The sequence below is a fragment of the Variovorax sp. genome (assembly GCF_035634955.1).
Taxonomy (GTDB): Bacteria; Pseudomonadota; Gammaproteobacteria; order Burkholderiales; family Burkholderiaceae_C; genus Variovorax.
The window spans coordinates 1-23,168 of the sequence record NZ_DASQBZ010000008.1 but is presented as its reverse complement, the minus strand read 5'-3'; the positions used below and the strand labels follow the sequence as shown (position 1 = coordinate 23,168).

Annotated in this window: 24 protein-coding genes; 17 read left to right on the top strand and 7 right to left on the bottom strand. The window is 68.0% G+C overall.

Annotated features, from left to right (window positions below):
• Window position 1: 1 nt before the first annotated feature.
• The 8 genes from VES41_RS03705 to VES41_RS03670 all read left to right on the top strand — a co-directional run bounded on the left by VES41_RS03705 (window position 2) and on the right by VES41_RS03670 (window position 7,765).
• Window positions 2-910, top strand: a complete 909-nt coding sequence (locus tag VES41_RS03705; protein WP_324813168.1) for an ABC transporter permease — start codon at window positions 2-4, stop codon at window positions 908-910.
• A 22-nt stretch (window positions 911-932) separates the two neighbouring features.
• A complete protein-coding gene (locus VES41_RS03700; RefSeq protein WP_324813165.1) occupies window positions 933-1,676 on the top strand; it encodes an aspartate/glutamate racemase family protein in 744 nt (247 codons plus the stop codon).
• An 83-nt stretch (window positions 1,677-1,759) separates the two neighbouring features.
• Window positions 1,760-2,833 (top strand): flavodoxin family protein, encoded by a 1,074-nt coding sequence (locus VES41_RS03695; protein WP_324813162.1) that lies wholly within the window; start codon window positions 1,760-1,762, stop codon window positions 2,831-2,833.
• Between the two features lie 126 nt (window positions 2,834-2,959).
• Complete coding sequence (locus tag VES41_RS03690; RefSeq protein WP_324813160.1) at window positions 2,960-3,859, top strand: pirin family protein; 900 nt, start codon at window positions 2,960-2,962, stop codon at window positions 3,857-3,859.
• Window positions 3,860-3,981: 122 nt separating this feature from the next.
• A complete protein-coding gene (locus VES41_RS03685; protein ID WP_324813158.1) occupies window positions 3,982-4,551 on the top strand; it encodes a Spy/CpxP family protein refolding chaperone in 570 nt (189 codons plus the stop codon).
• Window positions 4,552-4,779: 228 nt separating this feature from the next.
• A complete protein-coding gene (locus VES41_RS03680) occupies window positions 4,780-5,508 on the top strand; it encodes an endonuclease/exonuclease/phosphatase family protein (protein WP_324813284.1) in 729 nt (242 codons plus the stop codon).
• Between the two features lie 11 nt (window positions 5,509-5,519).
• On the top strand, window positions 5,520-6,770 hold the full coding sequence (clsB, locus tag VES41_RS03675) for a cardiolipin synthase ClsB (protein WP_414719018.1): 1,251 nt from the start codon (window positions 5,520-5,522) through the stop codon (window positions 6,768-6,770).
• Window positions 6,767-7,765 (top strand): lysylphosphatidylglycerol synthase domain-containing protein, encoded by a 999-nt coding sequence (locus tag VES41_RS03670; protein ID WP_324813154.1) that lies wholly within the window; start codon window positions 6,767-6,769, stop codon window positions 7,763-7,765. The genes clsB and VES41_RS03670 overlap by 4 nt, the downstream gene beginning before the upstream one ends.
• Here VES41_RS03670 and VES41_RS03665 read toward each other — a convergent pair.
• From VES41_RS03665 to VES41_RS03645, 5 genes are all read right to left on the bottom strand, one after another.
• Window positions 7,747-8,373: an acyloxyacyl hydrolase gene (locus VES41_RS03665; protein WP_324813152.1), complete on the bottom strand. Its 627-nt coding sequence runs from the start codon at window positions 8,371-8,373 to the stop codon at window positions 7,747-7,749. The genes VES41_RS03670 and VES41_RS03665 overlap by 19 nt on opposite strands.
• Window positions 8,374-8,475: 102 nt before the next feature.
• Window positions 8,476-9,654, bottom strand: coding sequence for a metallophosphoesterase (locus VES41_RS03660; RefSeq protein WP_324813149.1), 1,179 nt, complete (start codon window positions 9,652-9,654; stop codon window positions 8,476-8,478).
• A 66-nt stretch (window positions 9,655-9,720) separates the two neighbouring features.
• The gene (locus tag VES41_RS03655) at window positions 9,721-10,197 is read right to left on the bottom strand and encodes a hypothetical protein (RefSeq protein ID WP_324813146.1); all 477 of its coding nucleotides are present in this window, start codon (window positions 10,195-10,197) and stop codon (window positions 9,721-9,723) included.
• Between the two features lie 96 nt (window positions 10,198-10,293).
• Complete coding sequence (locus tag VES41_RS03650) at window positions 10,294-10,779, bottom strand: hypothetical protein (protein ID WP_324813144.1); 486 nt, start codon at window positions 10,777-10,779, stop codon at window positions 10,294-10,296.
• A gap of 688 nt (window positions 10,780-11,467) precedes the next feature.
• Window positions 11,468-13,102, bottom strand: coding sequence for an AMP-binding protein (locus VES41_RS03645; RefSeq protein WP_324813142.1), 1,635 nt, complete (start codon window positions 13,100-13,102; stop codon window positions 11,468-11,470).
• A gap of 300 nt (window positions 13,103-13,402) precedes the next feature.
• On the opposite strand from VES41_RS03645, the gene VES41_RS03640 reads away from it, so the two are divergent.
• The 6 genes from VES41_RS03640 to VES41_RS03615 all read left to right on the top strand — a co-directional run bounded on the left by VES41_RS03640 (window position 13,403) and on the right by VES41_RS03615 (window position 18,810).
• Window positions 13,403-13,849, top strand: coding sequence for a CHRD domain-containing protein (locus VES41_RS03640; protein ID WP_324813139.1), 447 nt, complete (start codon window positions 13,403-13,405; stop codon window positions 13,847-13,849).
• A 96-nt stretch (window positions 13,850-13,945) separates the two neighbouring features.
• Entirely contained in the window at window positions 13,946-15,067 is a 1,122-nt protein-coding gene (locus VES41_RS03635) for an ABC transporter substrate-binding protein (RefSeq protein WP_324813137.1), read from the top strand.
• Window position 15,068: 1 nt separating this feature from the next.
• Complete coding sequence (locus tag VES41_RS03630; RefSeq protein WP_324813135.1) at window positions 15,069-16,100, top strand: adenosine deaminase; 1,032 nt, start codon at window positions 15,069-15,071, stop codon at window positions 16,098-16,100.
• Window positions 16,097-16,927 carry an ABC transporter ATP-binding protein gene (locus tag VES41_RS03625; protein WP_324813133.1) on the top strand — a complete coding sequence of 277 codons (831 nt, stop codon included), beginning with the start codon at window positions 16,097-16,099 and terminating at the stop codon, window positions 16,925-16,927. The genes VES41_RS03630 and VES41_RS03625 overlap by 4 nt, the downstream gene beginning before the upstream one ends.
• Entirely contained in the window at window positions 16,927-17,766 is an 840-nt protein-coding gene (locus VES41_RS03620) for an ABC transporter permease (protein ID WP_324813130.1), read from the top strand. Before VES41_RS03625 ends, VES41_RS03620 begins: the two co-directional genes overlap by 1 nt.
• Window positions 17,767-17,799: 33 nt before the next feature.
• Window positions 17,800-18,810: an isopenicillin N synthase family dioxygenase gene (locus VES41_RS03615; protein WP_324813128.1), complete on the top strand. Its 1,011-nt coding sequence runs from the start codon at window positions 17,800-17,802 to the stop codon at window positions 18,808-18,810.
• Window positions 18,811-18,814: 4 nt separating this feature from the next.
• Here the strand turns inward: VES41_RS03615 and VES41_RS03610 are convergent, their stop codons facing one another.
• Window positions 18,815-19,762 (bottom strand): LysR family transcriptional regulator, encoded by a 948-nt coding sequence (locus VES41_RS03610; protein ID WP_324813126.1) that lies wholly within the window; start codon window positions 19,760-19,762, stop codon window positions 18,815-18,817.
• A gap of 148 nt (window positions 19,763-19,910) precedes the next feature.
• Between VES41_RS03610 and VES41_RS03605 the strand changes: the two genes are divergently transcribed.
• Genes VES41_RS03605 through VES41_RS03595 form a run of 3 tightly spaced genes read left to right on the top strand, consistent with a single transcriptional unit; the run spans window position 19,911 to window position 22,900 of the window.
• Window positions 19,911-20,999: a TRAP transporter substrate-binding protein DctP gene (locus VES41_RS03605; protein ID WP_324813123.1), complete on the top strand. Its 1,089-nt coding sequence runs from the start codon at window positions 19,911-19,913 to the stop codon at window positions 20,997-20,999.
• A gap of 6 nt (window positions 21,000-21,005) precedes the next feature.
• A complete protein-coding gene (locus VES41_RS03600) occupies window positions 21,006-21,578 on the top strand; it encodes a TRAP transporter small permease subunit (RefSeq protein WP_324813121.1) in 573 nt (190 codons plus the stop codon).
• Window positions 21,578-22,900, top strand: a complete 1,323-nt coding sequence (locus tag VES41_RS03595) for a TRAP transporter large permease subunit (protein ID WP_324813281.1) — start codon at window positions 21,578-21,580, stop codon at window positions 22,898-22,900. Before VES41_RS03600 ends, VES41_RS03595 begins: the two co-directional genes overlap by 1 nt.
• 36 nt (window positions 22,901-22,936) lie before the next feature.
• Here the strand turns inward: VES41_RS03595 and VES41_RS03590 are convergent.
• Window positions 22,937-23,168, bottom strand: a 232-nt coding sequence (locus VES41_RS03590) for a methyl-accepting chemotaxis protein (protein WP_324813118.1), incomplete at its 5' end; no start/stop codon positions are given.

Here is a 23,168-nt window from a genome sequence, read left to right as displayed (position 1 = left end):
CGTGCCGCGCCTGAGACCCCATCACATCCGCGAGCCGCGGCCGGCCGGTTTCTGGCCGCTAGCGATCGTCTTCGGGCTGTTCGTGCTGTTTCTCTACGGGCCGATGATCACGATCTTCGTGCTCAGCTTCCAGGGCCCCGACGGGGGCCTGACCTTTCCGCTGCGCGGTGTGTCGCTGCACTGGTTCCGCCAGCTGGCGCAGGGGCTGGGCACGGTGGACATCGGCGCCGCCTTCCGCCGCTCGCTGCTGCTGGGCGCGGTGGTGATGCTGCTGACCGTGCTGCTGTCGGTGCTGGCCGGCCTGGCCTACCGCAAGAAGCTGCGCGGCGGCGACGCGCTGTTCTTCGTGACCGTGGCCAGCCTGATCATGCCGTCGATCGTGGTGTCGCTGGGCATCGGCCTGCAGTTCCGCCTGCTCGACACCGGCCTGAAGGCGCTGCTGGCCGCCATCGGCGCCGAAGGCTCGCTCGAAAGCTACGGCACGGCACTGGGCCTGCTCACCTCGGCGCTGGGCGCGCACCTGACCTGGACGCTGCCGTTCGGGCTGCTGATCATGTTCGCCGTGTTCAACCGCTTCAACCCGGCCTACGAGGAGGCCGCGCGCGACCTCGGCGCCACGCCCTGGCAGGCCTTCCGCCATGTCGTGCTGCCGCTGATCGGGCCGTCCATCGTCGGCATCGGCATGTTCGGCTTCACCCTGAGCTGGGACGAGATCGCGCGCACCTCGCAAGCCATCGGCGACGTCAATACGCTTCCGCTCGAACTGCAGGGCCTGACGTCCACCGTGACCACGCCGGCCATCTACGCGCTGGGCAGCGTGACCACCGTGGTTTCCCTGCTGGTCATGGGCGGCACGCTGGCTGCCGTGGCATTGTTGAGGCGCCGCGCCACGGCGCGCCCGCGTCATTGAATCGCACGGGAGGGTCTTGCACATGCGTTCGCTGCTGGTCATCAACCCCAACACATCGTCGAGCGTGAGCGGCCTGTTGCAGCACCACCTGCAACACGCGCTGGCCCAGGGCGTCGCGGTGCAGGCCCTCACCGCACGCTTCGGCGCGGCGTACATCAACTCCGAGGCCAGCTACGCGGTGGCCCAGCACGCGGTGCTCGATGCCTGGGCCGTGGCGCTCAGCCGCGACGCGCGGCCGGACGCCGTGCTCATCGGCTGCTTCGGCGACCCGGGCCTGTTCGCGCTGCGCGAAGGCGCCGGCGTGCCGGTGAGCGGCCTTGCCGAGGCGGCATTCGCCGCCGCCGCGCGGCACGGGCGCTTCGCCATCGTCACCGGCGGCGAGCGCTGGCGGCCCATGCTGGAGCGGCTGGCCTGCGCCCTGGGCCAGGACTGCGCGCTGGCGGGCATCCACACGGTGGCGCCCAGCGGCGCCGACCTCGCGGCCGACCCCGAGCGCGCGCGCAAGCTGCTCACGCGCGCCTGCCTGGACGCCGCCCACCGCTTCGGCGCCGACGCGCTGGTCCTCGGCGGCGCGGCCCTGGCGGGCATGGCGGCGGACATCGCGCCATCGGTGCCGCTTCCGCTCATCGACAGCGTGCAGGCCGGCGCCGAATGGGCCGGCCAGGTGCTGCAACGCGCGCAGCCCGCTTCGGCCCCCGAGCCGGGCTCCGGCAGCTTCGGCGTCGCCTGGCACAACACGTCCTGGGAAATGACCGCCCTGCGCTGACGGGGCGCCACGCGGCACCGGCCTACGCCGATGCAGGACGCGGGCGCATCCGCCGCGCCGCGCCGGCGGCCTAGATTGCCGGCATGCCCTCCAACGTCCGCAAGGGCCAGGCGCCGGCCCCGCTTTCGCGCGCCGCCTTCCACGAGAGCTTCCTGGGCGCATTCCGCGACCCGGCCTTCCAGCGCGAGGCCGACGCCCTGGCGCGTATCGAGGTCATTGCCTGGGAGGCCTACCAGGAAGGCCGCAAGGCGCCGGTGACGAGACGGGCCGGCGAAGGCTATGCCGATCCCGACTACGAGCTGTCGGTCGACTGGCTGGCGGCGAAGGAGCGCATCGACAGGGCCCAGGCCGCCTGGGCCGACAAGGCAACGCCGTCGCGGGTCCTGCTCATCAACGGCTCGCCGCGCAACGACGGCACCTGCCCGGGCGAGATCTCCAAGACGCACCGCCTGGTGCAGCTGGCGCGCGAACAGGTGGAGTCGGCCGGACTCCACGCCGACGTGCTCGACCTGAGCCTCCTGACCTCCACGTACGGGCTGCACATCCATCCGTGCAAGGGCTGCGTCTCGACCGCAATGCCGCTGTGCCACTGGCCGTGCAGCTGCTACCCCAACCATTCGCTGGGCCAGACCGGGGACTGGATGGCGCAGGTGTACGAGCAATGGGTGGCGGCGCACGGCGTCATCATCTTCACGCCCACTCACTGGTACCAGGCCACCAGCGCGCTCAAGTTGATGATCGATCGCCTGGTGTGCGCAGACGGCGGCAACCCCGATCCCACCAGCACGCACGGCAAGCACCCGGACGAGGCCAAGGCTCTGGAGGAGAAGGGTTGGCCCTATCCCAAGCACCTGGCCGGTCGCGTCTACGGCGTGGTGGTGCACGGCGACGTGGCCGGCATCGAGAGCCTGCGCCGGAACCTGGACGACTGGCTCGACTGGATGGGCCTGATCGACGCAGGCACCCAGGCCCGTCTTGACCGCTACATCGGCTACTACAAGCCGTACGCCAGCAGCCACGACGAACTGGACCGCGACGAAGACGTGCAGGAGGAAACCCGCAACGTGGCACGGGCCGTCTCGCGCGCCGTCGAACTGCTGCGCGCCGGCGCGCTGCCGCAGCCGGCGCGCGACCTGCCGAGGCCCCGGCCCAAGTAGGCCGCCGCCGCGCCGCATCTTGCCCATGGCGCCGGCACGGTCGGCGGCCCGGTGCGACCATCGATTTCCCTTGGCCTGTGCCCGCGCACCACTGACGCGCCACGCCATCCACATGGAGCCCCACGCATGAACGACAACCCACGCCAACCGGCGCATCACTCCCTCGCAGACGTCGCGGTGCCGCGCGGCATCGACCACATCGTCGCCGGCGTCTCCACCAGCGACGGCGACGGCGTCAAGCTCACCCGGGTGCTGCACCAGCCCCTGCAACAGCGGCTCGATCCGTTCCTGATGCTCGACGCCTTCGGCACCGACAACCCGGGCGACTACATCGGCGGCTTCCCGAACCATCCGCACCGCGGCTTCGAGACGGTCACCTACATGATCGCCGGCCGCATGCGGCACCGCGACAGCAAGGGCAACGAAGGCCTGCTGCAAAGCGGCGGCGTGCAATGGATGACCGCGGGGCGCGGCCTGGTGCACAGCGAGATGCCCGAGCAGGCCGAAGGGAGCATGGAAGGCTTCCAGCTGTGGCTCAACCTGCCGGCCAAGGACAAGATGCGCGAGCCCTGGTACGGCGACATCCAGAGTGCGCAGATTCCCGAGTACCGCGCAGACGGCGAGGTGCTGGTGCGCGTCATTGCCGGCCACAGCAACGGCGTCGCCGGCGCCGTTCAGCGCGAGCACACCGAGCCGCTGTACGTCGACGTGATGCTGCCGCCGGGCACCGAGTTCCGACAGGCGCTGCCGCCCGAACACAATGCGTTGATCTATGTCTTTCGCGAATCCGTGTTCATCGGCAGCAGCGAGATTCCCACCAAGCGCATGGCCATCCTCGACAACGCGCCCGAAACCGATGGCGTGGTCGTGCGGGCGCCGGCCACCAACCACAGCCCTGCGCGCATGCTCCTGATCGCCGGACGGCCGTTGCGCGAACCGATCGCGCAGTACGGGCCGTTCGTCATGAACACGCGCGAACAGGTGACCCAGGCGGTGCACGATTTCCAGAACGGCAAGCTGGGCTGATCCGCGCCCTTCACCCTTCTTTACCAACGCTCATCGCACGCTCACAGACGAGAAACTTCGGGCGACCACACTGCATCCCAAGGGTTCCAGTTCGGCACCCCTTCTCCAGGAAAGGAAGCTCCATGTTTCAACGTTCCCGCCATCTGTTTGCCGTCGGCCTGATCGCCGGCGCCACCGCACTCGCCGCCTCGGCCCAGACCGCGCCCGACACCTCGGCCACGACCGCCACGCCGGCCACGGCCGCCCAGCCTGCCCACCCGGGCATGAAGAAGGAGCGCGACCCGGCCAAGCGTTTCGAGAAGATGCAGCAGCGCCGCACCGAACGGCTCGCCGCACTCAAGGACAAGCTCAAGCTTGAGGCGGGCCAGCAATCCGCGTGGGACAGCTTTGCCCAGGCACAGCAGCCGCCGGCACCGCCGCAGGCCGACCAGCGCATGAAGCGTGAGGACTTCGCCAAGCTCACCACGCCGCAGCGCCTTGACCTGATGCAGAAGCGCCAGGCCGAGCGCCAGGCCCGGTTCGAGCAGCGCGCGACCGCCACCCGCAGCTTCTACGCGGCACTCACGCCCGAGCAGCAGAAGACCTTCGATGCCGAGTCGCTGCGCTTCGGCCCCGGCGGCGGTCCCCGCCCCGGCCATCCGCACGGCCCGCATCACGGACACGGCCAGCCGCCGGCGCCCGAAAAGAGCTGAGGTCCCCGCGGGCGGGGCAAGCCCGCCCATCCACCCCGTGCCGGCGGGCCTCGTAGGCCGCCGGCCGTTTCATGTGTAGGACGCCCGTTGTCACGCTCCGCGTTCCTCGAACTCCGGGACTGTCCTACAGGCAGCGCGGCGGCGTGCCACTACAACCGGGGGGTGCACGCCACCACGCCCCAAACCTCTCCCGCCGCAGGCCAAGCGTCATCCTTGTCCATCAAGGTGATGACCGTCAACACGCACAAGGGCTTCACGGCGCTCAACCGGCGGTTCATCCTGCCGGAACTGCGCGAAGCCGTACGCACGGTCGGGGCCGACGTGGTGTTCCTCCAGGAGGTGCTCGGCACGCACTCGCGGCACGCGAGCCGTGTGCATGGCTGGCCCGAGGCGCCGCACTACGAATTCCTGGCCGACAGCATCTGGCCGCAGTTTGCCTACGGGCGCAACGCGGTCTATCCGCGCGGGCACCACGGCAATGCGCTGCTGTCGAAGTTTCCGATCGTCCACGATCGCAATCACGACGTGTCCATCGAAGGCCCGGAACGCAGAGGCCTGCTCCACTGCGCCTTGCAACTGCCGGGACGGCCGGTCCAGGTGCACGCCATCTGCGTGCACCTGGGCCTGGCGGAGCACCACCGCGCGCAGCAGCTCGAACTGCTGTGCCGCATCGTGCAGGACGAGGTGCCCAAGGACGCGCCGCTGATCGTCGCGGGCGACTTCAACGACTGGCGTGGACGCGCGCACAAGGTGCTCGAAGATGCGGTCGGCCTGCGCGAGGTGTTCCTCAAGGCCTATGGCCGCGCGGCACGCACCTTCCCGGCGCACTTCCCGGTCCTGGCGCTCGACCGCATCTACGTGCGTAATGCCTCGATCTATGCCCCGCTGGCGCTGCCGCGGCGGCCATGGGCGCACCTGTCCGACCACGCGCCGCTGGTCGCGGAGATCAACCTGTGAGCCGGCGCGTGATCGGCCACGGCCAATGGGTGCCGGGCAACCGCGTCGACCTGCTGGAAAACGGCGAGGAGTTCTATCCGCGCCTGTACGAAGCCATCGGGCAGGCCAAGAAGGAAGTGGTCATCGAGACCTTCATCCTGTTCGAGGACCCGGTGGGCAAGGAATTGCACGCGGCGCTGGTCGCCGCCGCAAAGCGCGGCGTGCGGGTCGACGTGCTGGTGGACGGCTTTGGATCGCCCGATCTGTCCGTCGAATTCCTCAAGGAACTCAAGGATGCCGGCGTCAACCTGCGCGTGTTCGACCCGGGAACGCGCCTGCTCGGCCAGCGGCTGAACCTCATCCGGCGCATGCACCGCAAGATTGCCGTCATCGACGCGGAGCGCGCGTTCGTCGGCGGCATCAATTTCTCGCACGACCACCTGCGCAGCTTCGGGCACATGGCCAAGCAGGACTACACGGTCGAGTTGACCGGCCCGATCGTCACCGAGATCCACCGCTTCGTGCTGCATGCGATCGCCGTCGGCGCGAAAGGCTCGCGCTGGTTCCGCCGCCGCCTGCGCGAGACGGAGCCGTCCAGCCTGCCTGACGCCGGCCCGGCCGAGGTGATGTTCGTCACACGCGACAACCGACGGCACACGGACGACATCGAGCGCCACTACCGGGCCGCCATCCGCAGCGCGCGGCACCGCATCGTCATCGCCAACGCGTACTTCTTTCCAGGCTACCGGCTGATCAAGGCTCTGCGCCGCGCGGCGCGCCGAGGCGTCGACGTCCGCCTGATCCTGCAGGGCGAGCCCGACATGCCGATCGTCAAGACCGCGGCCAGCCTGCTCTACCACCACCTGCTGCACGCCGGCGTGAAGATCTACGAGTACTGCGAGCGGCCGCTGCACGGCAAGGTCGCGCTGGTGGACGACGTATGGAGCACGGTCGGCTCGAGCAACCTCGATCCGCTCAGCCTGTCGCTCAACCTCGAGGCCAACGTGATGGTGCGCGACCGCGCATTCAACGAAGAGCTTTGGCGCAATCTCGACAACCTGATGAGCAACTCGTGCAAGAGCATCGAGACCGGCGAGTTGTCCACGGAATGGAGCGGCTGGCGGCTGGTGCGCAGCTTCTTCGTCTTCCACTTCCTGCGCTATTACCCCAGCTGGGCCGGCTGGCTGCCGCGCCATGTGCCGCGCATGCAGCCGCCGGAGGCGCAATGGCCCCAGTTGATCCAGGTCGAAAAAGGCGAGGACAGCCAACCGGGACGGGCATGACCGCCGCGCCAGCCGCCGAGCCGGGCCATTCGCACAAGGCCTGGTGGCGCTGGGGCCGGCGCATCGTCCTGCTGGTCTTCTTCCTGGCCGTGGCCGCGCTGCTGGTGCGCCAGGCGCGCACCATCGACTGGAGCGACGTGCTGCAGGCGATCGGCCAGCTGCCGTTGCACACGGTGCTGGCGGCCATCGGCGTGACCGCCGTGAGCCACGCCATCTACAGCACCTACGACCTGTTCGGCCGCAGCCTGACAGGCCACACGCTGCGCGCCCGCACGGTGATGGGCATCGCCTTCATCAGTTATGCCTTCAACCTCAACCTGGGCTCGATGGTGGGCGGCATCGCTTTCCGCTTCCGCCTGTACGCGCGGATGGGGCTGGCGCCGAACCAGATCACGCGCATCGTGGCCATGAGCCTGCTGACCAACTGGAGCGGCTACCTGCTCGCGGCCGGCATCGCCTTCTTCTTCTGGCCGCCGGAACTGCCGCCGGGCTGGAAGCTCGACAGCGGCGGGCTGCGTGTGGTGGGCGCGGTGGCGCTGGGCGTGGCTGCCGCCTACATCGCGCTGTGCGCCTGGGCCCACGGGCGCCACTGGATGGTGCGCGGCCACCGCATCGAGCTACCGGGGCTGCGCATGGCCCTGCGCCAGGTGCTGCTCGGCGCCGTCAACTGGTGCGTGCTGGGCGTCGTCGTGTGGCTGTTGCTTCAGGGCCGCGTCGACTATCCCCACGTGCTGACCGTGCTGCTCTGCGCCGTGGTGGCCGGCCTCATCGTGCGTGTGCCCGGCGGGGTCGGGGTGTTGGAAACCGTGTTCGTCGCGTTGCTGGACTATCGGGTGCCGCAAAGCGAACTGCTGGCGGCCCTGCTGGCCTACCGCGCCGTCTACTACCTGCTGCCGCTGGCGCTCGCGGCCGTGGCCTACGCCGCCACCGAGGTGCATGCGCGCCGCCTGCGCGCGGCGGCACGCGCCAAGGCCGCTCAGAAGCGGTACGCGTAGCGCAGCCGCAGGAAGGTCTCGCCCGGGTTCGGCAGCCGGATGTCGGCGTTCGAGAAATGCTGGATCCGCAAGCCCAGCTCGTGCTGCCCATGGTCACCGAGGCTCAGCCCCATGCCGATGGCTTCGGTGAACTGGAAGCGGGTGCTGAACTGCCGCTCGGGCGTGTGATAGAGCCGGTCCATCAGGCTGCCGCCAAGGCCCAGTTCGCCGTACCAGGGCGAGCGGCCCTCGTCGAAGCGGTAGCGCCAGTACAGCGCCGCGCCGACCTGTGCAAAGTTGGTGTGGCTGTCGAAATCGTCCTGGGCGTTCCAGTTGTTCAGGAACAGGTCCCAGTAGAACGAGTGCGCGCCGCCGGCCGGCAAGGCGTCCAGTTTCCAGGGCAGCAGCACGCCGATCCCGGCCACCCAGGTGCCGACGTCGAGATCGGCCACCGGAACGCCGCCAGCGTCGAAATAGACGCCGCGTGCCTGGTCACCGAACGCGAGCGCGGTGCCCGGCGCCGCGACCGAAACCGCCAGAAACAGCGCCAGCCACCAGGGCCGATTGCGCAAAGTACCTGCGCGCTGCGCAGGAAGGGCTTTTTCGTTCCAGTTCTTTTTCTTCTTCATGAAACTAGCGAGTAACGACTGACACCTATTGCACCGCTTTGACGGCCGAGTCCGTGTCGGATTTCGCCTTCCGGTGACGCCGGACAGCGCAGCACGGCTGACTCAGGGCGGCGCCACCACCAGCCGCACCAGCGTGATTTCCGAAGGCGCGCCGAAACGCTTTGGCGGGCCCCAGTAACCCGTGCCGCGGCTGACGTAGATCCACATGTCCTGCAGCCGGTGCAGGCCGGCCGTGAACGGCTGCTGAAGCGGCACGAAGAAGTTCCAGGGGAAGAACTGGCCGCCATGCGTGTGGCCCGACAACTGCAGCTGGTAGCCGGCCTGCGCGGCCGCCTCGGCCGAGCGCGGCTGGTGCGCCAGCAGCAGGCGGGTCGCCACTTGCGGCGGCGCGTCGAGCAGCGCGGCGACCGGGTCGCTGGCGTGCGCCGCGTCGAAATGGGCGGCGGTGAAGTCGGTAACGCCGGCGACCACGAGGGCGCTTTCGTTCACCTCCTCGTCCGTCTGCGCGCCATAGGGGTCGCGCGCCTGCAGCACCACGTGCTCGTTCATCAGCACGTTCAGGCCCAGGCGCCGCAACTCGGCAACCCAGGCGTCGGCGCCGGCGTAGTACTCATGGTTGCCGGTCACCACATAGGTGCCGTGGCGGGCCTTGAGCCGCGCCAGCGGGGCGATGTGCCGCCGCAGGTCGCCCACGCTGCCGTCGACCAGGTCGCCGGTGATCGCGATCATGTCCGCGCCCAGCCGGTTGACGGACTCGACGATCCGCTCGATGTAGCGCACGCGAATCGTCGGCCCGACGTGGATGTCGCTGAGCTGCGCGATGGTGAAGCCGTCGAGCCCGGCCGGAAGCCGGTCGATCGGCACGTCGACGCGGCGCACCGCCGCCGTGCGCCTCGCATTGAAATAGCCGATCAGCGTCACGAGGCTGGCCAGCAGCACGGCGGCGCCGGCGCTGAGCACGCGGCGCGACTGCATGGCCTGGCGCGACCCGTCGCCCAGCGCGGTCCACAGCCAGTCGCCCAGCAGGAACACTTCCCTGAACAGCGCGAACACCAGCAGCGAGGAAAACCACCCCATCGAGATCAGGCCGACCCACTGCAGCCAGACCGGCATCCGCCGGCGCCGCGCCAGCAGGGGCAGCGGCATCGTGAAGGCGGACACCAGCAGCAGCACGGCCAGCACCGGCCAGGCCGCCGTGAGCTGCGCCACGCCTGGCAGCAGGCGCAGCGCCAGCAGAACGTGCAGCAGCGCGACGAGGACGGTGGCAGGAAGAATTCGCATGGATCAGGCACCCGGGTCCGTCAGTATGCTGCAGCGCAGCAGACTTTGCTGGCGGCAGATGCGCTGCTACTGGGTGCTGGCGGTGGAGACGCCGGCGCCGGCCGGCCATTCGAAGACGCTGTGCGTCGAACTGCCGGCATTGACCAGGATCTGGCGCGAAAGGACCTTACCGTCGAAGGCAGCCTCGACCGTGTAGCGGCCCGGGTCGAGGCGCACGACCATGATCGGGCCGCCCGAGAGCACCTGGTCGAGCACCACTTCGCCATTGTCCTTGCGCACCGTCACCTTGACGTTGGCGGCAAAGTCCGCACGCTGGCCTTCGGCCATGGCGAATTCGAACGAAGCAGGCCAGCGCGGCTCGACCGTGCGCATCAGCTGGGCTTCGTCGCTGCCGATGCCGCCACTCATGTATTCCACGCCGTGGCTCATCCGGATGGGCGGGTTGTAGGTGGTCGCGTGCGCGGCAGCGGCCAGCAGCAGCATGGTGAATGCGGCAATCGGCGGCGTGCGGGTCAGAAAGCGGGCGGTGGGGGTACGGGCCATGGCCGTCAGCCTTTCTTTGTGACGTGGCCAACACGGCCACGGCAAGGACTTTGACTGTACAGGCTTAGGGCGGGCTTAACGCCCGCGCTACGGCGCCTACAGCGCCGCCTGGGCGCGCACAGGCTCGCCCAGGTTGGACGGCCACACGAACAGCGCGTGCGCGGCGCCTCCCTGGAGCACCGTGACGCGCTGGATCAAGGTCAGCCCGTCGAGCGTCGCCTCGACCGTGTAGGTGCCCGGGCGCAGCCTTGCCAGCAGATAGGGGCCGTCGGCGCGAACGTCCATCAGCTGGAAGTCGTTGTAGGCGTCGCGCACCCGAAGGCGCACGCCGGCAACCGCGCTGCGGTCGCCGCCGGCACGTTGGTTGATGGCGAACTGGAAGCTCGCCGCCCAACGCGGCGCAACCATCTCCATGAAGGCGGATTCGTCGTGGCCGCTGCCCCCGCACATGTATTCGATGCCTTGCGCAGACATCTGGATCGGCGGATTGACCAGCGGCACCGCGGCGTGGGCAATGGCGCAGGCACCCCAAACGGCCACGGACGCGGCCAGCGGCCGCCAGGAAAAGGAAATTCGGTTCATCGGGCGGTTCGGATTGAAAGCAGAAGTGGTCGACCAGGACCCAAAGCAAAAGCCGGGCGCGCTAGGCCTACGAACTTTGTAACGGAAAGGGTTACGTCTTGACGACAGGGCAAACCCTTCACTTGTCCACGCCGAACCGCGGCGGAACGGCCGATCGGCCGCAGCGTCTTTGCGACGCCTGTTTATCCAGTGGTGCGTGCCACTTGTACCTATCTCTTGTTCTTAAGGTATTAATTCAAATTAGTAGTAGTAGTAGAGGGCGCGCCGCGCTGTGGAAATCAACCTTTTTTCCAATGATTTCAGTCACTTGGGCGTGCCTGACCACTGTGCGTAGCCACGCTTTCGCGATGTACCCGCCAGGCGAACAACTCCGGCCGGCAAGGCGCGCCTGTGGACAAGCACCCGCTTGTCAGAAAAATGTCCCCAGAGTTGTGCTTTGACAGCCCGCCGCAGACCCGTTAAAGGGGATTCCGGGCGTGAGAAACCCACTGATGAATTTTTAAGCAGTCTGTTGATTGATGAGGAAAATCAACGACTTGCGATGGCCTTACAGAAAACTCCTGAACTTATTCACAGAGTTACCCAAGGTTTGTGGGGAGAAGCGCGCAGACGCGCGCCTGGCCACCGGAAGGCAAAAAAAAAGCGCGCGGGCCTTTCAGCCCGCGCGCTCGTTGGTGGGTTCGGTCGTTCAGACGTTGCGGAGGTCGCGCCGGAGGATCTTGCCGACCGTGGATTTGGGCAGGGCATCGATGAAACGCACCAGCTTGGGCGCCTTGTAGCCGGTCAGCTCCTTGCGGCAGAACTCGATCACGTCGGCCTCGGTGAGCGTGGCGCCGGGCACCTTCACCACAAAGAGCTTGACCGCTTCGCCGGTCTTGTCGTCCGGCACCCCTATGCACGCGCATTCGGCGACGCCGGGGCAGGCGCTGGCAATCGCCTCGACGTCGTTCGGATAGACGTTGAAACCCGAGACGATGATCATGTCCTTCTTGCGGTCCACGATCTTGAGAAACCCGCGCTCGTCGAACACGCCGATGTCACCGGTACGGAAGTAGCCGTCGGGGGTGAAGGCCGCGGCGTTGGCTTCCGGCTTTTCCCAATACCCGCTCATGACGTTCGGCCCCTTGACGCAGATCTCGCCGGCGCTGCCGATGGTCACTTCATGGTCGCTGTCGTCGAGCAGCTTGACGTCGCTCGATGGCATGGGAAGTCCGGTCGTGCCCGTGAATTCGGCAACCGCGGCCGGGTTGAACGACAGGACCGGGCTGGTCTCCGACAGGCCGTAGCCCTCGCGGATGAAATGCCCGGTGACGGCCTTCCAGCGGTCGGACACGGTGCCGATGATCGCCGAGCCGCCGCCGGCGGCCAGGCGCAGGCGCGACCAGTCGACCTCGGCGAGCTTGGGCTGCATGGTCAACCCGGCATACAGCGTGTTGACGCCGGTGATGACCGAGGGGCGAGCCTGGCGCAGCGTTTCGACGAAGCCGTCCATGTCGCGCGGGTTCGCCACCAGCCAGTTCTCGGCGCACACGTCGAAGTAGCTGATGAAGTTCACCATCAGCGCGAAGATGTGATACAGCGGAATGGCCGTGACAACCACTTCCTCGGCCTCGCGCAGGGCCGCCGGCATGAAGGCGCCGAACTGCGCGACGTTGGACAGCAGGTTGCCATGCGACAGGCACGCGCCCTTGGACAGGCCGGTCGTGCCGCCCGTGTATTGCAGGAACAGCAGGTCGTCGGGGGATTGCGCCACCGGCGTGTGCTGCTGCCCCTCGCCTTCGGCCAGCGCGTCGACCATGCGCACGGCGCCGGTCAGGCGCGCATCCACCGGCGGGCTGGGCAGCTTGCTGTCGGCCGACAGGTCCAGGCCGACCGTGACCACCGTATGCACCGGCGTGTTGCCCACGATCTCGGCCAGGGTGGGCGTGGAGCCGTTGTAGGCCACGATGATCGTGGAGCCCGAGTCCTTGAGCTGGTGCTCGAGCTCGCGCGGCGTGTAGAGCGGATTGACGTTCACCTGCACCGCGCCGGCGCGGATGATGCCCAGCATCGCGACCGGGAAGGCCAGGATGTTCGGCGTCATCACCGCTACCCGGTCGCCCTTCTTGACCCCCCGCGCCTGCAGCCAGGCCGCGAAATTGCGCGACAGGCGGTCGACCTCGGCGTAGGTCAGCGTCTGGCCGAAGGACCGAAAGGCCGCCTTTTCGGGGTGGCGCTTCATGGCCGCCTCCATCATGGCGGTGACGCTCGGATACCGGTGGGGTGGAATTTCGGCCGGAATGCCGTAGGTCTTGTAGGTGGCGAGCCAGGGGCGGGGTTGCATGGGAGGTCCTCCTTCATCTTTCCTGCGGTGTCTCTGCCGCAGGGTCTCGGTCATTGAATCGTTGGCGCCCGAAAGCGTCGTGGTTGCGCAATTCGCGGACGAGATTCTGCCCACAACCGTGACCGGGCAGTCGCGAGACCACGGCCTGGCGAGTGGGATTGCGGCGCTGCGGCGCGGCGAGCCAACCCGGGCGGGTTTGCCGGCCCCAGCCGGCCGCACACGAATTCGGGGCGATGGCCGACACGCCAACGCGCCGTGCGGGACCTAAGCTGCGGCGTCACTTATTGAAGGAGTTTCACTATGAACCGTTGCGGCATTTTCCTGCGCGCCTCTCTGGCCGCGGGCGTTGCGGCCGCCGCGCTGACAGGCTGCGGGATGATGAGTTCGTCGAACACGGCGACATTCAGCGGCACCTTGAACGGCGCGAGCGAAGTCCCGCCCAACATGACCAGCGGCAGCGGCACGGCCCAGGCGACGCTCAACAAGGACACCAACCTGCTCAAGTACAAGATCACGTACACGGGCCTGACCGGTCCGGCTACGGCGGCGCACTTCCACGGCCCGGCACCGGCCGGCGCCAACGCCGGCGTGGTGATCCCGTTCGCCAAGCCCGCCAGCCCGATCGAGGGCGAAGTCACGCTCACGCCGGCCCAGGCCGCCGACCTGCTGGCCGGCAACTGGTACGCCAACGTCCATACGGCCGCCTACGGCGCCGGCGAGATCCGGGGGCAGATGCTGCCGAGGTAATGCGCTAAAAATTCGATCAAAACCTTCTGAATATTGACCGATAGAGATTAATTCCCGGCGCTAACCTGCGAGCGATCCGACCACAAAGGACGCTCCATGTTTTTGCTACGAATCGCGCGCCGCGCCCGCCTGGTGGCCTGCCTGGCCATCGGGCTGGCCTCCTCGCTGGGCCTCATCGCGCCGTCCGCCGCCCAGACGGCGGACGCGCCGCTCAAGCCCGTCACCATCGCCCTGGGCACCCAGGTCGTCAACGTCACCTATCCCTGGCTGACACTGCCGATCGCATTGGGCTACTGGAAGGCCGAAGGCTACGACGTCAGGATCGTGACGACCGGCGGCTCGCTGCAGGGCATCCAGCAGATGATGGCCGGAGGCGTCGACTTCGCGCAGGTGAACTCGACCGGCCTGATCCAGGCGAACGCCGACAACAACGTCGCCGTGCGAGGCCTGATGGGCACCGGCGTGATCGACTGGGGCATCGGTGTGCCGCAGGACAGCCCGATCAAGTCCGTGGCCGATCTCAAGGGCAAGAAGATCGGCATCTTCAGCCTGGGCACCGGCGGCATGCCGCTGCTCAAGGGCTACCTGCGCGCCAACGGCATCGATCCGCAGACCGACGTGCAGATCATCGCCACCGGCGCCGGCGCACCCGCGCTCGAGGCGATGCGCTCGGGGCGGGTGCAGGCGCTGATGTTCTGGGGCTCGGCGCTGACCGGCTTCGAGAACGCCGGCGCCAGGCTGCGCATCCTGTTCGACCCCGCCTGGCGTTCGCTGCCGGACTTCACCTTCGCCACCATGCAAAGAACGATCGACGCCGATCCGGCGATGGTCGAGGCGATATCGCGCGGGGCCGCCAAGGCGACGCTGTTCGCGCAGACCAACCCCGACTGCGCACGGCAGATCCACTGGAAGGCTTTCCCCGGCACCAAGCCCACGGGCGCCGACGAGGCGACCCTGGCCAAGTGGGACCTGGCATTGCTCAAGACGCAACTCGAGACGATGGCGGACGCCCAGCGCATGAACGGCGCCAAACTGATCGGCTCGATGAGCCCGGCTGCCTACGGCCGCATGCAGGACCTGATGCTCAAGGACGGATTGATCAAGCGCACGCTGCCGCCCGAGTCGATGCTCCATCTCAAGCCCGGCTTTGCCGAGGCCATCAACCGTTTCGACCACGACGCCGTCATCGCCGCCGCGAAGGCCTGCAAGGGCTTGTGAGATGACGCCCGAGCAATTCGTGGCGGGCCTTCCCAAGGCCGAGCTGCACATGCATATCGAGGGCTCGATCGAGCCCGACCTCTTCCTGCGGCTGGCGCGGCGCAACGACGTGGCCATCCGCTGGGACAGCGAGGACGCACTGCGCGCGGCCTACCACTTCGAAGACCTGCAGGACTTCCTCGATCTCTACTACGACGGCTGCCGCGTGCTGGTGCAGGCGTGCGACTTTCACGACGTGACGTACGCCTACCTGGCGCGCGCGCACGCCGACCGGGTCACGCATGCCGAGATGTTCCTCGGCCCGCAGGGCCACACGAGCCGCGGCGTTCCGCTGGCGACGGTGATGGAAGGCGTGCTCGCCGCAATGGCGGCGGCACAGACCGACCTTGGCATCACCTCGGGGTTGATCGTGGTCGCGCAGCGCCACCGCAGCCAGGACGAGGCGCTGGCGCTGCTGGAGGCATTGCAGCCTTGGTATGACCGGCTGCTCGGCTTCGGGCTGGGTGGCGCCGAGGTCGGCAACCCGCCGTCGAAGTTCGCGGAGTTCTTCCGGCGCTGCCGGGACCGCGGCTTCAAGGCGGTGGCCCACGCGGGCGAGGAAGGCCCGGCCGCCTACGTGCGCGAGGCCGTCGAACTGCTGCAGGTGCAGCGCCTGGACCACGGCAACGCCTGCCTCGACGACCCCGACCTCGTCGGGATGCTGGCGCAGCGGCGCATACCGCTGACGGTGTGCCCGCTGTCGAACCTCAAGCTGCGTGTGGTGTCGTCGATGTCTCGGCATCCGCTCAAGCAGCTGATGGACGCCGGCCTGTGCGTGACGGTCAATTCCGACGACCCCTCGTTCTTCGGAGGCTACGTGAACGAGAACTACCTGGCCTGCCAGCGCGCGCTCGGTCTCGGCCTCGACGAGCTCGCAGGCCTGGCCCGCAACAGCTTCGAGGCGGCGTTCATCCCCGCCGGCCAACGGCAATCGTCGCTCGCGTCGATCGACGCCTGGCTCGCCCAAGCGCGCGGCGCGCAGGCCTGCACATGAGCGCCGTCCTCCAGTTGCCGAGCCAGCGCAATGCCAGGCCGGACGACCCCACCGTGACGCCGGCATTCCGTTTCGACGGGCTGCACAAGACGTTCAAGTCCAAGGACGGCTCGGACGTCGTCGCCCTGCACGACGTGAGCTTCAGCGTGCGGCCCGGCGAGTTCGTCACCGTCGTCGGGCCCAGCGGATGCGGAAAGAGCACGCTGCTTCGCATCCTGGCCGGGCTCGAGCGCGGCAGCCGCGGCACCGTCGAGCTGGGCGGCCGCCGGCATGCCGGGCCCAGCCGGGAGATCGGCGTGGTGTTCCAGGCGCCGGTGCTGCTGCCCTGGCGCAACATCCTGGACAACGTTCTGGTGCCCGCGCAGATCCAGGGGCGCGACCGTGGCACGGCCCGCGAACGCGCGCGGCACTACTTGCAGCTGGTCGGCCTGGCCGGCTTCGAGACCAAGTATCCCGGCGAACTGTCCGGCGGCATGCAGCAGCGCGTGGGCATCGCGCGGGCCCTGGTCAACGACCCGATGCTGCTGCTGATGGACGAGCCGTTCGGCGCGCTCGATGCCATGACGCGCGAGACCATGAACGTCGAACTGCTCAAGCTGCGCGAGCGCACCGGCGCCACCATCATGCTGGTCACGCACAGCATTCCGGAGGCGGTGTTCCTCGGCGACCGTGTCGTCGTCATGTCGCCGCGCCCGGGCCGCGTCACGCAGGTCATCGACGTGGACCTGCCGGCCGCCCGGTCGCTGGACCTCATCAACACAGAGCGGTTCGGCGCCTACGTGTCCGAGATCCGCTCGAACCTGAACGCCAGCGGAGGGCTCGACTGATGAGCACCAGCGGAGCCGAAATCGAAGCCGGGTCGCAGGCCGACCCGCCCACCCCCTGGATGACGCCCGGCCGTCGCAGGGTACTGATGCTGGCTGTCCTGGTCGCCGTACTGGCGCTGTGGCACCTGTGCGTGAGTGCATTCGCCGTTTCCCACCTGATCTTCCCCGGGCCACTGGGCGTGGCGCGCGCCGTCTACGACGTGCTGGCCTCCGGCGAGATCTGGCCGCACCTGTGGATCACGCTCTACGAGATCCTGGCCGGCTTCGCGCTGGGCGCGCTGGCCGGCTTCGTGCTCGGCGCATTGATCGGGCAGAGCGCCGTGCTGGAGGCGGTGCTGTATCCGTACGTGGTGGCATTCCAGACCGTGCCGAAGGTGGCGGTGGCGCCGCTGTTCGTGCTGTGGTTCGGCTTCGACACCGCATCGAAGGTCGTCATCACCGCCACCATCGTCTTCTTCCCGGTGCTGGCCAACACCATCGTGGGGCTGCGCTCGGCGCCGCGGGACCAGATCGACCTCATGCGCGCGTTCACGGCCTCGACCTGGCATGTGTTCCGCATGGTTCGGCTGCCGCATGCGCTGCCCTATGTGTTCGCGGGGCTGGACATCGGCATCGTGCTTGCCGTCATCGGCGCGATCGTCGGCGAGTTCGTCGGTGCCCAGGCCGGGCTGGGCTATCTGATCCTGCAGAGAAACTTCTCCATGGATGCGGCCGGCATGTTCGCCATCCTGATCGTGCTTTCGCTCATCGGCATCGTGCTGCACGGGCTGATGAAGGCGATCGCGCGGCGCGTGATTTTCTGGGCCGATGCATTCACCGACCTGTCCCGCGGCACCTGAGACATCCCAACAGCACAAAAGGAAAAGTGCACCATGACTCCCACCGAACAACAGCTCTACGCCCCGCGCCGGGCTTCCGCCGAGGAAATGCCGATACTCGACCTGGGCCCCTGGCTGGCCGGCGGCCCGATCGGCCCCCTGGTCGAACAGTTCAAGGCGGCTTGCACCAACACCGGCTTCTTCTACGTCAGGAACCACGGCGTGGCGCAAGAGACCATCGAGCGCGTGTTCGATGCCACCCGCTCCTACATGTCCCTGCCGATGGAAGAGCGCCTGAAGGACAAGATCGACGAGCGCTTCCGCCGGGGCTTCATGCCGATGGGCGTGACTCAGCACCCGGGCCACAAGCCGGACCTGAAGGAGAGCTATGAACTCGGCCTGGACCTTCCATTGACCGACCCCGATGTCGCCGGCGGGCGGCCCCTGCACGGGCCGAACCGCTGGCCGGCGGACAAGCCCTGGCTCGAGTCCGCAGCCATGGCGTATTTCAACGCGACCATCGCGCTCGGGCTCAACCTGCTGAAGATCTTCGCGGTTGCGGTGGGTAAGGAGGAAGGCTTCTTCCTGCAGTACGCGAAGAAGCCGATGGTCCAGGCCCGGCTGTTCCACTACCCGCCGCAGGCATCGTTCACGAATCTCGAACTGGGTGCCGCCGCCCACACCGACTACGGCATGCTGACACTGCTGGCGCAGGATCCGATCGGCGGCCTCGAGCTGTGCACGCGAAGCGGCGAGTGGGTGGCGGCGCCCTATGTCGAAGGCACGCTGGTCGTCAACCTGGGCGACCTGGTGAAGGTATGGACCAACGACGTGTATGTCTCGAACCCGCACCGCGTGGCCAACCGTACCGGCAAGGAGCGCTATTCGGTGCCGACCTTCTTCAACCTCGACTACGACACGCCGGTCGCCTGCCTGCCGGAGTTCATGCCTGCGCAAGGCGGGCCCAGGCACGCGCCGATCAAGTCGGGCGACTACCTCGTGAGCCGCTTCTCGGCCGTGCAGAAGTACAAGACGCCGGCCGAGCTCGCGGCCGCCGCAGCCTGAGCGCTCAGCCGGCCGGCCGCTTCGCTGGCGGCGCGGCGTGCCGTTCCGCCGCCTCGAGCTCAGCGGTGAGTTCCGACAGGAAGGTGGCCACCGGGATGGGCAGGTTCCGTCCCCGGTGGACACACAGGGCCAGGCGCTGCGGCCGCGCGCGCGGGTCCTTCAGCGGGATGTAGGCGCCGGCGCGTGGGCGGGCGAGCGGGTCTTCCAGCGGCGTGGTCGTGAACGTCAGGCACATGCCTTCGGCCGCGACGTTGCGCATCAGCTCGTACGAATTGGTCTCGAGCGTGATGCGTGGCCGGATCTTCGCCTTGGCCAGCATCTCGTCGTACTGCTGCTTGGCCCACAGGGAGGAGTCTAGGGAGGAGAAGCCGTACTCGGCGCAATCGGACAGGCGCAGGGCCTTGAAGCGCTCCAGCGGGTGCCCGCTCGGCACCAGGACGAACAGCGGCAGCAGGCGCGAGTAGACGACCGAGAGGTCCTTGAACGCGATGTCGCCGAAGGTGAAGCACGCATCGAGGTCGTCCGACAGGACCATTTCCGCCAGCCGCGGGCTTCCGGCCACCTGCACGCTGAACGAGATGCCCGGGAAGCGCTTGGAGAACCGGGCGAAGAACTGCGGCATCAGGTCGCGCGTGAGCGACTCGGGCATGCCGAAGTTGACGTGGCCCCGCTTGAGCCCCTGCAGCGCCTCGATCTCCGAGTACAGCCGCCCGGCCTCCTTGCTCACGCTCTTGTAGTAGCGCATGAGGATCTCGCCGGCGGCCGTGAGCTTGACCTTGCCCCGCCCCTGGCGCCGCTCCAGCAGCGGCGCGCCGAGCGAATCCTCCAGCATCGTCAGCTGCCGGCTGATGGCCGACGCCGCAACGTAGAGGTTCTCGGAAGCCGCGCGGATGGAGCCGGTGCGCACGACTTCGGCGAAGTAGCGCAGCGAAGTGGTAGAGACGAGATTCAAGGGGCGGGAACCGTGGGCGTTGGTGGGATGAGTTGCGAATATATCGAGACGAAGGCAGGTGGCACGCCCCTTGCACGGCCTGAACTCCGGCAGGCCGGCCGTCCACGCGGGCAGCTGCGGCGCCGATCCACCACCAGGAGTACTTCGCATGTCTTCGTCCCGCCGCGCGCTTCTCAAGGGCGCCTCGATCGCCGGTGTCGCACTTGCCGTGCCCGCCGTCACCCAGGCGCAGCAAAGCTTCAACTGGAAGATGACCAGCGCCTACGGGAAGGGGGCGCCCTTCTACATGGAGGGCCCGGGCAGCGCGACCGACCTGGCCAGGCGCATCGAGGCGATGTCCGGCGGGCGCCTGAAGATCCAGGTCTACGGCGCCGGCGAGCTGATTCCCGCACTCGAAGGCTTCGACGCGGTGCGGGCCGGCACCGTGGAGATGAACCACGCCAACAGCTACTACTGGACCGGCAAGACCTTTGCCGCGCAGTATTTCTGCGCGGTTCCGTTCGGCCTGAACTTCCAGGGTATCAATGGCTGGCTGTACGACGGCGGCGGCCAGGAACTGTGGAACGAGGTCTATGCACCCTTCGGCATGGTCGCGCTGCCGTGCGGCAACACGGGCGTGCAGATGACCGGCTGGTTCAAGAAGGAGATCAAGTCGGCCGACGACCTCAAGGGATTGAAGATGCGCATTCCGGGCTTGGCCGGGCGCGTCTATGCCGCGCTCGGCGTCGACGTGAAGCTGCTGCCCGGCGGCGAGATCTTCCCGGCGCTCGAGCGTGGCGTGATCGACGCGGCCGAGTTCGTCGGCCCGTTCCTCGACCGCAAGCTCGGCCTGCAGAAGGCCGCCAAGTACTACTACACCACCGGATGGCACGAGAGCGCCACCGTCTCCGAACTGCTGATCAACAAGGCCGCGTGGGACAAGCTGCCCAAGGACCTGCAGGCCGTGGTGACCAATGCGTCTGCCGCCTGCAACGTCATCAGCGAAGCCTGGTGCCAGCGCAACAATGCCGAGGCGATGGACGACCTGGTGCGCAACCAGGGCGTGATCGCCAGGCCCCTGCCCGACGACGTCGTCCGCAAGCTGCGCGAAGCCACCGCGCAGGTGCTTGCCGAAGCCGTGGCCAAGGACGCCATGACGAAGAAAGTGCACGACTCGTACATGGCCTACCAGAAGAAGTACGCGGCCTGGGCGCGCTACAGCGAAGGCCCCTACCTCGACAAGATCCTGGACGTCTGAGCCGGCATGGCGACGACGAACCCTCCCGGCGCGGCGGGCGCCGGAACGAGCGCGGCGCTGCGCGGCATTGCCGCCGTCGACGCGCTGGTCGACCGCATCGGCCGCGCCGCGGCGTGGCTGACGATGGCCATTGCCCTGCTGATGGCCGTGGACGTGCTGCTGCGCTACGCCTTCAGCATTGGCTCGGTGTGGGCGCAGGAGCTCGAATGGCATCTGCTGTCGCCGCTCGTGCTGTTCGGCATGACCTATGCGCTGCAGAAGGGTGACCACGTCCGGGTCGACGTGCTCTATGCGCGGTATTCCCCGCGCTGGCAGGCGGCGGTCGACCTGCTGGGGGCCGTGCTCGCGGTGGCGGTGGCCGTGCTCGTGGTGCGCTACTCGCTTGCCTATGTCGGCCAGTCGTACGCCATCGGCGAAATCTCCGCCGACCCCGGCGGGCTGACGCACCGCTGGATGCTCAAGGCGCTCATTCCGATCGGCTTTGCGCTGTTCGCGGTGCAGGCCCTGGCGCAGGGCGTGGACGCGCTGCTGCGGGTGAGCGGCGCGGTGCCCGCGGCACGGCAGGCGGGCGACGCGTGATGGCGCCCGAATGGCTGGCGCTCGGCCTGCTGGGCGGCTTCTTCCTGATGCTGATGATCGGCATTCCGGTGGGCATCACCCTGGCGGCCAGCGGCTTCGTCTTCGGCTTCCTGGGCTTTGGCGAGACGCTCTTTCACCTGTTGCCCGCGCGCATCTACGGCGTGGTGGGCAACTACCAGTGGCTGGCCATACCGCTGTTCGTCTTCATGGGCGTGATGCTGGAGAAGTCCCGCCTGGCCGAAGACCTGCTGGACGTCATCGGGCACCTGGCCGGCGGGCTTCGCGGCGGCATGGCGCTGGGCATCATCGGCGTCGGCGTGCTCATGGGCGCCACCACCGGCATCGTCGGTGCCACCGTGATCACGCTCGGCCTGCTCACGCTGCCGACGCTGCTGCGGCGCGGCTACGACCCGGCCATCGCCTGCGGCGCCATCTGCGCGTCGGGCACGCTGGGCCAGATCATTCCGCCGAGCCTGGTGCTGATCCTGCTGTCGGACATCATGCAGCTGTCGGTCGGAACGCTGTTCGCCGCCGCGGTCATGCCGGGCCTGCTGCTGGCCGGCCTGTACGCGGGCTGGATCGTGCTGATGGGCATGCTGCGCCCGGATTCGATGCCGCCGGTGCCGCTGGAAGAGCGCAATGCCCTGTCGCGCCGCGACCTGTGGCTGCGCGTGTTCAAGGTGGCGCTGCCGCCGGTGGCACTGGTCGTGGCCGTGCTGGGCTCGATCATCGGCGGCGTAGCGGCGCCGACGGAAGCCGCGTCGATGGGCGCGCTCGGTTCGCTGCTGGTGGTGGCGCTTGCGCGTCGCCTGTCGCTCGACGTGCTGCGCGAGGTGATGCGCTCGACCACCCGCATCTCGGCGATGGTGCTGTTCATCCTGATCTGCTCGCAGGTGTTCAGCCTGGCCTTTCGCGGGCTGCACGGCGAGCAGCTCATCGAGGACCTGTTCGCATTGCTGCCCGGCGGCGTCAACGCCGACATCTGGTTCCTGATGGCGCTGATCTTCGTCCTGGGGTTCTTCCTCGAGTGGATCGAGATCAGCTACATCGCGGTGCCGCTTTTCCTGCCGATCTTCACCGCCGCCAACGTCGACCCGGTCTGGCTTGCAATGCTGATCACGGTGAACCTGCAAAGCTCGTTTCTCACCCCGCCTTTCGGCTGGGCGCTGTTCTTCCTGCGCGGCGTGGCACCACCGGAAATCACCACGCGCCACATCTACATGGGCGTGCTGCCGTTCGTGGGCTTGCAGGTGGCTGCGATCGTGCTCGTGTTCGCGTTTCCGGCCATCGCGACCTGGCTGCCGAAGGCGATCGGCTGGTGAGAAGGCGCAGGCGCCTTCCACGGGAGGCCCGCGCCTTCAGACCTTGAAGGTGCCCACCGCGTGGACCAGGCTTCCCGCCTGGTCCTGCAGCGCGCTGGCGGCCGCCGCGGCCTCTTCCACCAGCGCCGCGTTCTGCTGCGTGACCTGGTCCATCTGCGTGATGGCCTGGTTGATCTGCTCGATGCCCGAGGTCTGCTCCTGGCTGGCCGAGGCGATCTCGCCCATGATGTCGGTCACGCGCTTGACGCTCTCGACGATCTCTTCCATG

Coding starts and splice junctions, on each gene's coding strand:
- VES41_RS03700 (WP_324813165.1), top strand. CDS start 933: ATGCGTTCGCTGCTGGTCATCAACCCCAACACATCGTCGAGCGTGAGC.
- VES41_RS03695 (WP_324813162.1), top strand. CDS start 1,760: ATGCCCTCCAACGTCCGCAAGGGCCAGGCGCCGGCCCCGCTTTCGCGC.
- VES41_RS03690 (WP_324813160.1), top strand. CDS start 2,960: ATGAACGACAACCCACGCCAACCGGCGCATCACTCCCTCGCAGACGTC.
- VES41_RS03685 (WP_324813158.1), top strand. CDS start 3,982: ATGTTTCAACGTTCCCGCCATCTGTTTGCCGTCGGCCTGATCGCCGGC.
- VES41_RS03680 (WP_324813284.1), top strand. CDS start 4,780: ATGACCGTCAACACGCACAAGGGCTTCACGGCGCTCAACCGGCGGTTC.
- VES41_RS03670 (WP_324813154.1), top strand. CDS start 6,767: ATGACCGCCGCGCCAGCCGCCGAGCCGGGCCATTCGCACAAGGCCTGG.
- VES41_RS03665 (WP_324813152.1), bottom strand. CDS start 8,373: ATGAAGAAGAAAAAGAACTGGAACGAAAAAGCCCTTCCTGCGCAGCGC.
- VES41_RS03660 (WP_324813149.1), bottom strand. CDS start 9,654: ATGCGAATTCTTCCTGCCACCGTCCTCGTCGCGCTGCTGCACGTTCTG.
- VES41_RS03655 (WP_324813146.1), bottom strand. CDS start 10,197: ATGGCCCGTACCCCCACCGCCCGCTTTCTGACCCGCACGCCGCCGATT.
- VES41_RS03650 (WP_324813144.1), bottom strand. CDS start 10,779: ATGAACCGAATTTCCTTTTCCTGGCGGCCGCTGGCCGCGTCCGTGGCC.
- VES41_RS03645 (WP_324813142.1), bottom strand. CDS start 13,102: ATGCAACCCCGCCCCTGGCTCGCCACCTACAAGACCTACGGCATTCCG.
- VES41_RS03640 (WP_324813139.1), top strand. CDS start 13,403: ATGAACCGTTGCGGCATTTTCCTGCGCGCCTCTCTGGCCGCGGGCGTT.
- VES41_RS03635 (WP_324813137.1), top strand. CDS start 13,946: ATGTTTTTGCTACGAATCGCGCGCCGCGCCCGCCTGGTGGCCTGCCTG.
- VES41_RS03630 (WP_324813135.1), top strand. CDS start 15,069: ATGACGCCCGAGCAATTCGTGGCGGGCCTTCCCAAGGCCGAGCTGCAC.
- VES41_RS03625 (WP_324813133.1), top strand. CDS start 16,097: ATGAGCGCCGTCCTCCAGTTGCCGAGCCAGCGCAATGCCAGGCCGGAC.
- VES41_RS03620 (WP_324813130.1), top strand. CDS start 16,927: ATGAGCACCAGCGGAGCCGAAATCGAAGCCGGGTCGCAGGCCGACCCG.
- VES41_RS03615 (WP_324813128.1), top strand. CDS start 17,800: ATGACTCCCACCGAACAACAGCTCTACGCCCCGCGCCGGGCTTCCGCC.
- VES41_RS03605 (WP_324813123.1), top strand. CDS start 19,911: ATGTCTTCGTCCCGCCGCGCGCTTCTCAAGGGCGCCTCGATCGCCGGT.
- VES41_RS03600 (WP_324813121.1), top strand. CDS start 21,006: ATGGCGACGACGAACCCTCCCGGCGCGGCGGGCGCCGGAACGAGCGCG.
- VES41_RS03595 (WP_324813281.1), top strand. CDS start 21,578: ATGGCGCCCGAATGGCTGGCGCTCGGCCTGCTGGGCGGCTTCTTCCTG.